Below are 14,126 nucleotides of genomic sequence, written 5' to 3' on the forward strand. Positions count from 1 at the left end.
TCCATGTTTCGAACCACTCCAAAGCCTAATTCTGTTGAAGAAGCCCAACGAAAAATGGAGCGGTTCTGCGCATATCAAGAGCGCTGTCACCAAGAAGTACTTGAAAAACTCAGAAGTCTCGGAATGATTCCCGAGGCCATTGACCAAATTATGGCCAATTTGATCAAAGAGAACTATTTGAACGAGGAACGCTTTGCAAAATCCTTTGCCAGGGGCAAATTTAGAATCAAGAAATGGGGAAGAAACAGAATTGTCCAGGAATTGAAAAACAGAAAAATCTCAACCTATAACATCAAGAGTGCCCTATCCGAAATTGATCAAAAGGATTACCTAGGGACCTTGGACGAACTTGCCCTAAAAAGATTGTCCCAAATTATGGAACCAAACCTTCAAAAACGAAGGAAAAAACTAGCGGATTATCTTCTGTATCGCGGCTGGGAAAGCGACCTGGTGTATGGCAAGATCAAAGAACTGACCTAAAGGAAGCCTACTTCCGAACCAGTACTTTTTGTGTGCGGATAATGGCCTGTTCATTCTTCCAATCAATCCACTTTTGGCCCTTGAACCGACGCATCGCATTGTCAAAATGGCGCATAAAGAAAATGTTGTACACGGCCCTTCCAAAATTTTTGGGTTTTCTTGCAATGGCCCTCAAACTCATTGAAAATCCGGGAGAAACATACTTCATATGATGCCAATATCCCTCCGGGATATATAACACATTACCATGTTCCAAATGGGCTATATGTCCCTTGGCATTCTTCAGGGCGGGCCATTTTTCCAAATCAGGGTCGGCAAAATCTATGTCTTCCCGAGTGATTAGTGAGTGGGGTATCTTGTATAAAAACTTGGTTTCGGATTGCGAAAAAAGGATGCACTGCTTTTTTCCCTCAAAATGAAAATGAAAGATGTTGGCCAAATCAATGTCATAGTGCATGAAGGTATATGAATCGCTGCCCCCAAAAAAGAGCATGGGCAGTCCCTTCATCAAGCGAATGCCAAAATCCGGATACTGGAAATCCTTTTGCAATTGTGGCACTTCCTTGAAAATATTCCAAAGAAAAATGCGGTATTTGGTAGGTTCGCTTTTTAGGAGGTCGATATAATCCCTCATCTTCATTTTTGCATGGGGTTCGTTGAACCCTTCGTCATGCTTCACCGGTCTATCATCATACAGCGGAACGGTTTTGTCCCCCGCCACTTTTTTCATATAATCAAGGTTCCATTTGGAATGGGCAGGCCAATCCTCAATGAAGCTCTCAATCACCACGGGCTTTTGGGGCTTAAAGTATTTGCGCAAAAATTCCTTCTTGGAAAGTGTCTTTTCCCGAGGAATCTGTTCAAGGTTCAGCTTCAAAATCTCGGTTATTTTGAAACAGCTAAATTAATAAAAGGTTTTGATTCTTTTTAATCCCCTTTTTTACGAAAGTGTTCGATTTTTTTGCTTGGCCACCTCATTGCGCTCAATGGAATGCCCTGGCCTGGACCATTTTGGCTTTTCGCCCAATGCCTCAAAGGCGGATTCAGCGGCCTCCACGGTCTTGGGTTGCGGGGCTTTAACGAATGCCTTTTGCGGATTAAGCCCAAGCTGCCTGAACATTTCCATATCCTCGTTCACGTCGGGATTTGGAGTGGTCAAAAGCTTGTCCCCTGCAAAAATGGAATTGGCCCCTGCAAAGAAACATAGTGCCTGACCCTCGCGGCTCATTCCGGTTCTACCTGCGGAAAGGCGCACCTGTGTCTTGGGCATAACAATGCGCGTTGTAGCAACCATTCGAATCATCTCCCAAATCTCAACAGGCTTTTGATCTTCCATCGGGGTTCCTTCAACAGCTACCAGGGCATTGATCGGGACCGATTCGGGCTGGGGGTTCAATGTTGCCAAGGCGACCAGCATCCCCATACGATCTTCTACAGATTCACCCATGCCTATAATACCCCCGCTACAAACGGTGACATTGGTCTTGCGCACGTTTTCAATGGTCTGCAATCGGTCCTCATAGCCTCGGGTGGAAATAACTTCCTTATAGTATTCTTCCGAAGTGTCCAAATTGTGGTTGTAGGCATAGAGGCCTGCCTCGGCCAATCGTTTGGCCTGATTTTCCGTGACCATGCCCAAAGTACAGCATACTTCCATATCCAACTTGTTGATGGTTCTGACCATTTCCAAGACCTGATCAAATTCCGGACCATCCTTTACATTGCGCCATGCCGCCCCCATGCACACCCTGGAACTTCCTGAAGCTTTCGCCCGCAGGGCCTGTGCCTTTACCTGTTGCACGGACATGAGGTCGTTGCCCTCAATATCGGTGTGATATCTTGCTGCCTGTGGGCAATATCCGCAGTCCTCTGGACACCCCCCAGTTTTTATCGATAGCAAGGTGGACACCTGCACCGTGTTCGGATCATGATGTTCCCTATGTATGGAAGCCGCTTCATAGAGCAACTCCATCAAAGGTTTGTTGTAGATATCAAGAATTTCTGATTTGGTCCAGTTATGCTTTGTACTGTTCATGCTAGATGGATATCTGTGAGTTAAAAATAAAGTATTCTATAGAATAAAAGACATGGTGTACAGAATTTAAAAGATCGAACTTTTCAGCCCTTGGGTCTCGCCAATAAGATGCTCACGGCATTTCCTCCAAATCCAACTGCGTTCACGAGTATTTTATTGAATTCCTTTTTTGATTCGGGATTAGGGAAAAACGGAACGGGAATGCCGCGCTGATGCCGCAACATCAATACGGCCATTTCAACACTCAATAGCCCTGAAGCTCCAAAAGTGTGTCCGACTTTCCATTTGTTGGTGGTCAAATATGGAAGTTTTCCATTAAAGACCTTTTCAATGGCCTTATATTCAGATAAATCCCCCTTCACGGTTCCAGGGGCATGCATCACCACCGCATCTACTTCCTCGAGGGAAGAATTACCCAATGCCATTTTCATTGAATCCTGAAAGCATTGGGCTTCCGAGGAAATGGAAACCTCGTGCTCCAGGGGTTCCGTAGCATACCCAATTCCTTGTATCAACGCTAGAGCATTGGGGATTTCGCCCTTTTCCAAACATGCAATTGCCGCTCCCTCACCCAATACCATGGTATTCAGCTTTTTTTTCAAATCCAAGGCCCTGCATGGATAAGCTCCCGAATCCTTGGAGTAAATTTTCAAGGCCTGCATTTGGGCTACGGTGAACGGTGTTAAGGGAGCCTCACTTCCTCCTACCATAAATTTTTCGGATAGTCCGCCCTGAATCCAGGCGATGGCATTCAACATGGCATGAAGTGCCGTGGAACAGGTAATGGAATGTGAAATCACCGGTCCTTTGGTTTTCAAATCGTGGGCCACCCAAGATGAAATGTTCCCCAAGGTTGTTGTGGGTGATGTAAGGGTAGAGGTTGTTCCGTTGTTCAAATACGCCTCATGGTGCCTTTCAAAGAGATGGGTTGCTCCCCGGGAAGATCCCATGTTTATTCCAAAGTTGGACCCAGTGCCCCAACCTGTCTGCTGTAGTGCCTTTCTGGCTGTGTACAAGGCAAAAAGTACGGTATCGTCCAAATTTCTGTAGTTGGAACCCGGACTTCTAAGCTCTTGTATGGAAGACCTGATTCCGTCCTGAAGTCGGGAAACCCAAACCTTATGGTCACCTATATGGGTTTGGGACAAATGATGCTTCCCATCCAAATAGGAGTCCCAAACTTCTTCTGAAGAACTTCCCAAAGATGAAATGGAGGATAGGGCCGTGATTGAAATAGAAGTTTTTAACATAGCAAACTACACGATTTCCAGAGTACTTTGGATGGTTGCGTATATCTTTTCCATTTGCTGTTTGGTGATTACATAGGGGGGCAAAACATAAATGGTATTTCCCAATGGCCGAAGGAACACTCCATGTTTCATGAAATGTTTGAACAATTTGTCCCTCATATTCCCATAACGTTCCATCTTCAAGTCCAAATCGAGGGCATAAATGACCCCAAGCTGGCGTGTTGCCGCCACTTTCGAGTGTTCCTTAATGGCTGCATCAAACTGTTGGTGCCACTGTATGATATTTTGGATGCTGCTCTGGATTTCATCCGTCTGTAACAACTCCAAAGCTGCCAATGCAGCGGTACAAGCCAGGGGATTTGCGGTATATGTGTGGCCGTGGAACAGTCCCTTTGAAATATCATCACTATAAAAGGCCTGGTACACTTTCTTTGTGGCGGTGGTAAGTCCCATGGGAACCAGTCCAGCGGTCAGTGCTTTGGACAGGCAAATAATATCTGGTTTGGTAGTTATATGGTCCGAAGCAAAATTCTTACCTGTCTTGCCAAACCCGGTCATCACCTCATCGGCAATGGCAAGCACATCGTGTTTCTTTAGTAGTTGAAGGATTTGATCCAACCCGTTTGCATCGTGCATTTTCATGGCCGCAGCACCTTGTACCAACGGTTCATAAATAAATCCGGCAACGTTGTTTTCTTTTAGACGATGCTCCAATTGTACCAATACATCCCCGCTTTTTGTTTGCGTAGGCACTGGAATTCGCTCCACTTGAATGAAATGTTCCTCAAAAGGCCCGTTGTACACCGAGAGCCCTGACGCGGACATGGCACCAAAGGTGTCTCCATGAAAACCTTCCTCAAAAGCCAAGATGATATTTCTTTTTTGCCCCTTGTTGAAGTGATATTGCAATGCCATTTTTATGCCCACTTCCGTCGCGGTGGATCCATTGTCCGAAAAAAAGAGCTTTTCCTGATTCTTTGGTAGGATTTTTATGAGTTCCTCGGAGAGCTTGATGGCCGGTTCATGGGTAAACCCACTGAACACCACTTGGTCCAACCGTTGCATCTGTTCGGCGACCCTTTCCAGAATAAAGGGATTGCAATGACCATACATACATGTATACCAAGACGCGATCCCATCCACGTATGATTTACCGGTATCATCAAAAAGCAGTGCTCCCTTGGCACTTGAAATCGCCAACACGTCGGGGTGCGTCTTATGTTGGGTCAGCGGGTGCCACAAATGCTTTTTGTCCCTTTCCACCAAATTTTCCACCGATGCCGAATTAATCAAAAGCCTCAATTTATCTATCTTGCAAAGATGATAATTAATAGTCAAAAAACTTAATGCCCAGCGTGCTTAAACAGGCCCTTTCTTTTTTTTCCAATAATGATGAAAGCCCAAAATGGATTTCTGTTTTTTGGATATTGTTTTTGGTCGCCCTCATTATCAGATTTCCCTTTTTCTTTCGCGACTATATTGACCGCGATGAGAGCACCTTTATCATTATGGGACAATCCTGGGTAGATGGATTTTTGCCGTATACGCACCTTTGGGATTTAAAACCTCCTGTTACCTTTTTGTTTTTTGCCATCATCATTAAGGTATTTGGGAAGAGTTTCTTGGCCATACGTGCCATGGGTGTGCTTTTGGTTGCCCTGACCGGACTGTTCACTTATGCATTGGCTTCAAAATTCACCTCCCATAAAATTGCTTTTTGGTCGGCATTCTTCTGTGTTTTGTTTCAAAGCCTGTTTGGTAGCTTGCAAGGTGTGATGTCCGAGCATATCTGCACCTTTTTCTTCGTTGTGGGCACCTACCTGCTTCTGGTCAAGGAACAAAAGGTTTGGTTCCTTGTGGCGGGGCTCATGTTTGGTCTTTCGGTCATGTCGAAATTGAACATGGCCTATCCCTTGCTCTGTTTGGGGCTATACCTTCTTTATGATGGATACCGTCAAAAACAGGTAAAACATGTTTTGGGAAGACTTGTTCCCTTAGGAACTGGTTTTCTTTTCATTGTTTTTCTAACCGCTTTCCCCTACTATTTTCAAAATGAGCTTGGTGCCTGGTGGTTGTCCATTTTTGAGGCGCCCATGGCCTATTCGGGCTCCCGTCTCAATTCAAGATTAAAAGTGCTACCCGTTGTCATTTTCCTTTTGGGGCTTTTGATAGCAGGGTTTGCTACCAAACTATTGGATAGAAAATCGAAGCCGCTACACATCTTGGGGGTTATCATAATTGGGGTGTTGCTTTCCTTCATACAGGCCGGTCGGGCAAATGGACACTATCTGATTCAGGTGTATCCTTTTGTCCTGATTCCAATGGCAATTGTCGTGGGTAAGCTGCCTCCCGTAAAAAGCAGTTATAGGCCCGTTATGGTAGCTCTCCTCATGCTTCTCCCCATGGAGGCCTATCTGGAGTATGCACATATCATTTCCAATAAGTTAAATAAGGGCGCATACTTTAATGGGGAAGGGATCGAGGTGCCCAACTACATAGTGCAGAACAAACTTGAGACCACAAACATTTTCTTTACCGAATATCACATTGGTTATTGGGTGCTAGGGGTGGACCCTCCCACCAAAGCGGCCACACATCCCAGCAATATAACACGTGACGAACTGTTTCCCTATATGCAAAATCCTCGGGAAACGGGATTGGACGAACTAAAGTTTATTATGGAAGAAATTCGACCTAAAACCGTGGTAGCCCGCAAAGGCAAGAAAATCTTTGATAAGAAATTAGTCGAATACAACTCCTATATTGATGCATATCTCGAACGCCATTACACCCTATTGGCCACTGTTGATAGAGGTCTTATCTATCAAAGATCAGAATGATTCTAGGGCCGGCCGAAATTTTGCGGCGTAGTGGGAGATTGTTTTTCTGTCAAATTGGGGCTCTTCATTGATTCGGCCCAAAAAAACAACATCTGTTTTCCCCAAGATTATGCTTTCGGTTGAGGGATGTTCATCCCCACTGAAAATGATACCAACCTTAAATTTTTTCACCAGAAGTCTTTCCAGGGTCAACAAGGTGTGGTTGATGCTTCCCAAGTAGTGCCGGGATACAACGATTACTTTGTAATCGGGCTGGATCAAGTCCAAAATGGTGTCCGTATTGTTCAACGGGACCAATAATCCCCCTGCACCTTCGATGACCAAATGATTGTCCGTTATTGGAGGCTGTATGTGCTCCAACTTTATGGTAATGCCATCAATCGCGGCCGCGGCATGCGGGCTCATCGGTGTATGTAGGTCATAGCTATTCTTGTGGATCTTTGTTTTTTTGTTTGAAATTAGCTCCTTGATCTTATGGCTGTCCGAATGTTCCAAATCCCCCGCCTGGACAGGTTTCCAATAATCAGCCTCCAACGCCTCCACAACTATCGCGGAAGCAACGGTTTTGCCAACTTCGGTGGATATGCCCGTGACAAACAGCTTCATTTTGTGGGTTTGGTTATGAAGTTGCACTGCATGCATCTATACTTTCTGGATTCAAAAAAGGGGAACAACTTATAGAAGAGGTTTTTCCTGGTATAGTAAATCTCCGATTTCTTTGCTTTGCAATTGGGGCAGACAATGGGGTTACCCTGATCGTCTGTCGCATAGTTGCGCACTTCATCATAGATTTCCTTGGCCCGTTCCCAATCCGAGGAATACACCTGGAGTTTTACCCCTCCAATGGCAGAACTGATCAGGGGATCTGAGTTTATGGTGGCCTCGTCCCTTAGAAATACCGGAATCCCCTCAGATTCCAACTTTGCTTTGATTATCTGTACATCGGCAGGGAATTCAAAAGTCCCCAATGTGTGAAATTCTGACTCCATCAGGCTATAAAACTTTTCAATAAATACAAAGCTCGGGATATTTCTTCTTTGGTATTGTATGAATGCAGGCAAAATCGTAGCCGTTCCGAACCTTTGCTTACGGTTGGGGAAAGGATGGGTTTCACATTGTATCCCGCATCCTTTAATTGATGGGATATTTCCTTCACTCTGTCATTTCCTGGAATAATCGCGCATTGTATAGCGGATTCACTTGGGATGAAGATGTCCATAAGCTGAAAATCCTGAACCGCCTGCTTGAAATCCTGAATATTCACAAACAATTTTTGCCGCTGCACTCCTCCGAAATTCTTCAAGTGTTCGTAGGACGCCATTATGCTAGCGACACTATGGGGCGGCAGAGCCGTTGTATAGATAAGGCTGCGAGCAAAGTTGACCAAATATTCCATCAAAGGCTTACTGCACAAAATGGCAGCGCCATGGCATCCCAATGCCTTGCCAAAGGTGATTGTACGGGCAAAAATGGCCTTTTCCAGTCCAAGTTGGTTGACAATTCCCTTGCCTTCTCCAAAAATTCCTACCGCATGTGCCTCATCCACCACGAGGTGAAATCCATGCTCGGAGCAAAATGAGGCCAGGCTCTTTAAGTTCGCGCTGTCCCCATCCATGGAAAAAACGGATTCTGTCACAACAAATACCTCGGAGTCGTTGTCAATATTTCGATTGCGTTCAATAGAAGCGCCTAAATCATCAAGATCATTATGGGCAAACTTGTAGCTTTTGGCATTGCTCATTTGAATACCATCACGAATGCTGGCATGGACCAATTCGTCATAGAAAACAAGGTCTCCGCGTTGTGGCACCGAGGAAAAAAAACCGAGGTTGGCATCATATCCGGAGTTGAACACCAAAGAAGCAGGTGAATTATGAAAGTCTGACAGGGTTTGCTCCAACTTTTTATATAGATCATGATTGCCGGTCAACAAACGGGATCCCGTGGAGCCATTGATGTGTCCATGTTGGTGCAACAGTTCCAAGGCGGCTTCCGCAATTTGTCGATTTTGGGCAAAGCCCAAATAATCATTTGAAGAAAAATCAACTGATTCCGAAACTTCCGGCAAGTACCTCATGGTACCTTCGGAACTTCTTTGTTCTAGTTTTTGAATCAATTTTTTGGGTAGTTCTGCCATTGGTCAAATGTACTATCTTTATTCAAATCGTGGTGTTATGGTCCATTATAAACAAGCTTCATCGCAACATGAGCTGGAACAGATTTTACAGCTCCAGCAAACGAACTTGAAGAAAAACCTGGCTGTGCAAGAACAGGAAAAAGAAGGTTTCCTGACCGTGGAACATTCCCTGGGAATTCTTAAGGAAATGAATGATGTATGGGGACATATCATTGCTTTGGAAAACAAAAAAGTGGTGGGTTATGCACTTTGTATGCATCCAAAATTTGCCGAAAGCATTGAATTACTGAAACCCTTGTTCCATGAAACAAACAAGGTTTTGAAGGGCAAAAAAAATTACATGGTGATGGGTCAGATTTGCGTAGCCGGATCACATAGAGGCAAAGGTATCTTCCGAAACTTGTATGCCACAATGCTAAAAAATCTTCCAAAGGGTTTTGACACTATCATTACGGAAGTTGACGGAAAAAACAAAAGATCTTTGGGAGCCCATTTGGCGATTGGATTTAAAACCTTGAAGGTGTATCCTTCCCACGGAAGGGAATGGCATCTTATCAGTCTTGAATAAAAAAACCGCCCAATGGGCGGTCTTAATTTTTTTTGCCAACCTTGTTTTTAGTCGGCCAGCACGATGACTTTATTGTCTTTCATTTCCACAGTTCCGCTGGAAATGGCCAATATGGTTTCCCCATTGGCACCTTTTGAGAATTTGCCCTCAAATTCTTCATCAATGGCGATATCTCCTTTCACTTTTACTTTTCCTTCCTGCAACAAGGAAACAATAGGGGCGTGGTTCTCCAACATCTGGAACTCCCCGTTTATTCCAGGCACGGTAACCGAGGTTACTTCTCCGGAGAACAAAGTCGCTTCTGGTGATACTATTTCCAAATACATATCTTAGGCTTCAGCTAGCATTTTCTCTCCGGCCTCAATTGCCTCCTCGATGGTTCCCTTAAGGTTGAAAGCAGATTCTGGCAAGTGATCCAATTCACCGTCCATGATCATGTTGAAACCTTTGATGGTATCCTTGATGTCCACCAAAACCCCTGGGATTCCGGTAAACTGCTCAGCCACATGGAATGGTTGCGACAAGAAACGCTGTACACGTCTTGCCCTACCAACGGCCAATTTATCCTCTTCCGAAAGTTCTTCCATACCCAAAATGGCAATGATGTCCTGAAGCTCTTTATAGCGTTGCAACAACTCTTTTACGCGCTGTGCACATCCGTAATGCTCCTTGCCCAAAATCTCCGGTGTCAAAATCCTTGAAGTTGAATCCAATGGATCCACCGCTGGGTATATCCCCAACTCGGCAATCTTACGGGAAAGTACCGTGGTTGCATCCAAGTGGGCAAATGTTGTTGCCGGTGCAGGGTCTGTCAAGTCATCCGCAGGAACGTAAACCGCCTGTACCGATGTAATGGAACCCCTTTTTGTTGATGTAATCCTTTCCTGCATGGCTCCCATTTCTGTGGCCAATGTTGGCTGGTAACCTACCGCAGAGGGCATACGACCCAATAGTGCCGATACCTCGGAACCTGCCTGGGTAAATCGGAAAATGTTATCCACGAAGAAAAGTACGTCCTTTCCTTGACCGTCTCCTGCTCCATCACGGAAATACTCAGCTATGGTCAATCCTGACAATGCAACACGGGCACGTGCACCAGGAGGTTCGTTCATCTGTCCGAAAACAAAAGTTGCTTTGGACTGCTTCATAGCTTTTTTATCCACTTTGGACAAATCCCATCCGCCTTCTTCCATGGAGTGCAAGAAATCGTCCCCATATTTTATAATGCCGGACTCCAACATCTCACGGAGCAAATCGTTTCCTTCACGGGTACGTTCCCCTACTCCAGCAAATACCGAAAGTCCTCCGTGGCCCTTGGCGATGTTGTTGATCAATTCCTGAATCAATACGGTTTTTCCAACACCAGCACCACCGAACAATCCGATTTTTCCTCCCTTGGCATAGGGTTCAATGAGGTCGATTACCTTAATTCCGGTAAAAAGTACCTCAGTGGAAGTGGAAAGGTCCTCAAATTTGGGGGCCTCCCTGTGAATTGGAAGTCCATTATTGCCAGTCTTCGGAAGGTTTTCCATCCCATCGATAGCATCACCGATCACATTGAAAAGTCTGCCGTAAACTTCTTCACCAATGGGCATTTGGATGGCATTTCCCGTAGCCAACACCTCAACTCCCCTACTCAAACCATCGGTGGAATCCATGGAAATGGTCCTTACGGTGTTTTCCCCAATATGGGACTGCACTTCCAAAACCAATATGGAGCCGTCTTCTCTTTTAATCTCGAGGGAGTCATATATTTTAGGAATCTCAAGTCCTGATTCAAACTCAACATCAATGACCGGGCCTATGATCTGGGCAACCTTACCTGTAACTTTAGACATTCGTGTGCTATTTTTTTAATTTACTACGTGGGAAAAGCTCTTTTTTTCCGGCTGCAAAGATATACTTTTCCATTTTTATTCAGAAACTCTTCCGTTGTTTTTTTGGCATTAAAAAAGGCACTGAAAAATCAGTGCCTTTTTTCGTTTTGGTATATTGTTATCAAGGGTTTATCGTCCAGGAAACATAGTAAATCGATCCTATATTGCCTGTTCCCACAGCGGTGAAGTATTCCTCATTCAAAATGTTTGATCCCCCTAGCTTGAAAATGGATTTTATGCTTGGTACGGCGTAGTTGATCTGCGCATCCAAAACGGTAAACGCTGGAACATCTCCATCGGCAAAGGTGGCCTGCCAGAAGAAGGAATCACTCCATCTGTAGTTTACGTTGAAACCAAAGTTCTTGAACAGTTCTGTATTTCCAAAAGAGGCTTTCACCTTGTGCTTTGGTGTATTGAAACTTGGTCTAAAGTCTGGAAACCTAGCTTGGTCAAAATCGAATTCGGCATAGGTATAGTTTACGCCAAGATCAAAATTGCCCAATATTTTGGTATCCACCCCAACTGTGGCTCCCCAAGAGTCGATGTCCACTTCAGCATTGGTATAGGTCTGATACGCTTGAAAGTCACTATTTTGCAAAGCAAGAAGGGAAAGCGCATTATCCCCTGCTGTTCCATAGAAAGGAACAACTACTGTTGTATTGGCAATGAAATCCTTGTAGCGGTTAAAATATCCACTTAGGTCAATAGTGAATTTTCCTATTTGTCCTCTATAACCAGCTTCGAATGTCGTAATCTCCTCAGGCTTTATAATGGGAGTTTCCACAGCTTGGGGAGCCCCGCTTTGAACGGAGTTCAAAGAAAATGCATTTTCGTAAGCCGCTCTTCCCGCAATCTGCACGGTAGCTGGCTGACCCAAATTGGCTTGAGCTTCCGAACTAACATCAAAAGTTCTGATATCCCTATCCAAGTTATCTGGAGCGGAACCGACCAAAATGGCCCGTCCTGCATTCAACCCTATAAACAAGTCCTGGGTTGTGGGGTTTCTGAAACCTTGCTGTGCAGAAATCCTTAGGTTATGGTTTCTATTTTGTCCTGCAGTGTAACCGAGAGCAACCCTTGGAGACCAGAAACCATCAAAAAACTCATTCTTGTCGTAACGGACAGAGCCTGTAAATTTCAAACGCTCATCCAACAGTTTCTTTTGCAACTGTGCATAGGCACCATATTCATTATAGGTGATTGGACCATCAATATCAGTGAAAATCGTTCCTTGGGAATTCAACTCATATTCCCTGAAAGAACCCCCGATTTGAATATCTGCCCAATTATCAATCAAATGGGCTATGTTATAGTTTCCATTTATGTGACGGAACTTGGTATTGTCAATGAATTTTGCTCCTGTCAATAGATCGCCATCATTGATTACCCGATTGAAAGCACTTTGGAATCCCGGTGTTCCAGGTAAAAGCCTACCCGTATCCGCCGACTGCCTTGCCGCAGCATGGGCCGCTACCGAGGCTTGGTCAGGGGAGAGTCCTCCTTGCTGAATTCCCCCCAAATAGGTTGGAATGTATGTGCTGGCATAATCTGTGAACCATTGCACGTCCGATTTCCATTGGCGGTTTACGTTGATGGCAGCAAAACGGGTATCGTAGGCATCTCCCGAATTTTCTGAAACCAGGTATCCCCTGATGAAAAAGTTGTCGTTTTTGATTTCCAACTTATGCTGCTGCATGGTGAACCCGACCACAGCATACCGGTTTGCTCCTTGGTAGATGGTAGTGCCACGACCGATACGGCCGTTGTAAATAAACTCTAGGTCATTTGCAAAAGGACGATAGTGAACCGCAAAATCAGTTTTTACGCTTTCGGCGTTGTAATTGGCCAAATCACGCTCTTCATATCCTGTTCGGGAAACAGTGGCTGTTCCCACGGTTCCACTCGGTAGTCCTGCCGCTGCATCAAAATCAAGGGTGGTGGAAACTTCGTCCCCGTAGATATTCAATCCGTCATAGGCCGGATTGGAACGGTCAGCCCCAGGATTAGCCAAATCAGCTAAACTTGTGGCATGCCAATCCTCTCCTTTCAAGAAGGAAAAGTTAGCTTTTACAGCCAACTTATCACTGAATGCATGCGCGGCCCTGATTCCAAAATCGTAATAGTTGTTATCTCCTGCTGCCTCTTGGGAAGTTATTCCTGTTTTTCCATAGGCGCTGATCCCCTGGAAGTCAAACGGGTTCTTACTGGTCATGAAAAGAATACCGTTGAAGGCACCCGCACCATAAAGTGCCGAGGATGCTCCTGGCAGGATTTCCACGCTCTGCACATCCAACTCGGACATACCCACCAAGTTACCTAGCACAAAGTTAAGACCCGGGGCGGAATTGTCCATTCCATCCACCAACTGGAGAAATCTGTTGTTTGCAAAGGTGGCAAAACCTCTTGTGTTTATGGACTGAAAGGTTAAACTATTGGTGTTCAAATCCACTCCTTTCAAATTTTGCAATCCTCCATAAAAAGATTCGGCCGTGGTTTTTTTGATGTCATTGAGTCCGAATCTTTCCACGGATACCGGGGACTCAAAAATACGTTCTGGGGTCCTTGACGCCGAGATGACAATTTCATCCAGAATGGTGGATGCCTCGCGCATGGTGACGTTAAGGGTCTGGTTGTTGGAGGTTACGCTGGCAACGAAATCCGAAAAACCGATGCTTGTAAAACGAATTTGAAATGGTGGCTGCTCTGCGGTGTTAAAGGTAAAATTACCATCAAAGTCCGTTGTGGTTCCTTCCGCTTTTCCAACGAGGACCACATTGGCCCCGGGGATGGGATTGTTATTTTCATCAACTACATTTCCCTGTACGGTTGTTTGGGCATAGGAGAAAACGCCAAACAGCATTAGGGAAATAATTACTAGTCTTCTCATTAGGTTCGAATTAGAGTTAATTTAGATTTAAGTACGAGTTAAGTGTTGGACG

13 protein-coding genes are annotated in these 14,126 nt (G+C 44.9%); 3 read left to right on the forward strand and 10 right to left on the reverse strand.

From position 1 onward, the window contains the following. The first annotated feature begins 3 nt into the window (after nucleotides 1-3). A complete protein-coding gene (locus K7G75_RS01485) occupies nucleotides 4-480 on the forward strand; it encodes a regulatory protein RecX (RefSeq protein WP_262420217.1) in 477 nt (158 codons plus the stop codon). A 7-nt stretch (nucleotides 481-487) separates the two neighbouring features. On the opposite strand, the gene K7G75_RS01490 is transcribed toward K7G75_RS01485, so the two are convergent. The 4 genes from K7G75_RS01490 to bioA form a co-directional block, all read right to left on the reverse strand. Beyond that, on the reverse strand, nucleotides 488-1,357 hold the full coding sequence (locus K7G75_RS01490; protein WP_222982027.1) for a cupin-like domain-containing protein: 870 nt from the start codon (nucleotides 1,355-1,357) through the stop codon (nucleotides 488-490). A gap of 63 nt (nucleotides 1,358-1,420) precedes the next feature. Next, complete coding sequence (gene bioB, locus K7G75_RS01495; protein WP_222982029.1) at nucleotides 1,421-2,515, reverse strand: biotin synthase BioB; 1,095 nt, start codon at nucleotides 2,513-2,515, stop codon at nucleotides 1,421-1,423. Between the two features lie 83 nt (nucleotides 2,516-2,598). After that, nucleotides 2,599-3,765 (reverse strand): beta-ketoacyl synthase N-terminal-like domain-containing protein, encoded by a 1,167-nt coding sequence (locus tag K7G75_RS01500; protein WP_222982030.1) that lies wholly within the window; start codon nucleotides 3,763-3,765, stop codon nucleotides 2,599-2,601. 6 nt (nucleotides 3,766-3,771) lie between these two features. Next, complete coding sequence (bioA, locus tag K7G75_RS01505) at nucleotides 3,772-5,067, reverse strand: adenosylmethionine--8-amino-7-oxononanoate transaminase (RefSeq protein ID WP_262420218.1); 1,296 nt, start codon at nucleotides 5,065-5,067, stop codon at nucleotides 3,772-3,774. A 44-nt stretch (nucleotides 5,068-5,111) separates the two neighbouring features. Between bioA and K7G75_RS01510 the strand changes: the two genes are divergently transcribed. Beyond that, a complete protein-coding gene (locus tag K7G75_RS01510) occupies nucleotides 5,112-6,605 on the forward strand; it encodes an ArnT family glycosyltransferase (RefSeq protein ID WP_222982032.1) in 1,494 nt (497 codons plus the stop codon). Here the strand turns inward: K7G75_RS01510 and bioD are convergent. The 3 genes from bioD to K7G75_RS01525 are packed head-to-tail and all read right to left on the reverse strand — an operon-like array spanning nucleotide 6,597 to nucleotide 8,742. Next, nucleotides 6,597-7,211, reverse strand: a complete 615-nt coding sequence (bioD, locus tag K7G75_RS01515; RefSeq protein WP_222982034.1) for a dethiobiotin synthase — start codon at nucleotides 7,209-7,211, stop codon at nucleotides 6,597-6,599. The genes K7G75_RS01510 and bioD overlap by 9 nt on opposite strands. After that, nucleotides 7,208-7,594: a putative signal transducing protein gene (locus K7G75_RS01520; RefSeq protein WP_222982036.1), complete on the reverse strand. Its 387-nt coding sequence runs from the start codon at nucleotides 7,592-7,594 to the stop codon at nucleotides 7,208-7,210. Before K7G75_RS01520 ends, bioD begins: the two co-directional genes overlap by 4 nt. After that, entirely contained in the window at nucleotides 7,594-8,742 is a 1,149-nt protein-coding gene (locus tag K7G75_RS01525) for an aminotransferase class I/II-fold pyridoxal phosphate-dependent enzyme (RefSeq protein WP_222982038.1), read from the reverse strand. Before K7G75_RS01525 ends, K7G75_RS01520 begins: the two co-directional genes overlap by 1 nt. A 37-nt stretch (nucleotides 8,743-8,779) precedes the next feature. Here K7G75_RS01525 and K7G75_RS01530 point away from each other — a divergent pair, with 37 nt between their 5' ends. Next, the gene (locus tag K7G75_RS01530) at nucleotides 8,780-9,310 is read left to right on the forward strand and encodes a GNAT family N-acetyltransferase (protein ID WP_222982040.1); all 531 of its coding nucleotides are present in this window, start codon (nucleotides 8,780-8,782) and stop codon (nucleotides 9,308-9,310) included. Nucleotides 9,311-9,357: 47 nt separating this feature from the next. Here the strand turns inward: K7G75_RS01530 and K7G75_RS01535 are convergent, their stop codons facing one another. The 3 genes from K7G75_RS01535 to K7G75_RS01545 form a co-directional block, all read right to left on the reverse strand. Continuing rightward, nucleotides 9,358-9,636 (reverse strand): F0F1 ATP synthase subunit delta/epsilon, encoded by a 279-nt coding sequence (locus tag K7G75_RS01535; RefSeq protein ID WP_222982042.1) that lies wholly within the window; start codon nucleotides 9,634-9,636, stop codon nucleotides 9,358-9,360. 3 nt (nucleotides 9,637-9,639) lie between these two features. Next, on the reverse strand, nucleotides 9,640-11,148 hold the full coding sequence (atpD, locus tag K7G75_RS01540) for a F0F1 ATP synthase subunit beta (protein ID WP_222982044.1): 1,509 nt from the start codon (nucleotides 11,146-11,148) through the stop codon (nucleotides 9,640-9,642). A 160-nt stretch (nucleotides 11,149-11,308) separates the two neighbouring features. After that, nucleotides 11,309-14,074, reverse strand: coding sequence for a TonB-dependent receptor (locus tag K7G75_RS01545; RefSeq protein WP_222982046.1), 2,766 nt, complete (start codon nucleotides 14,072-14,074; stop codon nucleotides 11,309-11,311). Between the last annotated feature and the right edge of the window lie 52 nt (nucleotides 14,075-14,126).

Origin of the sequence: Flagellimonas meishanensis, assembly GCF_019880545.1 — a bacterium.
GTDB classification, from domain to species: domain Bacteria; phylum Bacteroidota; class Bacteroidia; order Flavobacteriales; family Flavobacteriaceae; genus Flagellimonas; species Flagellimonas meishanensis.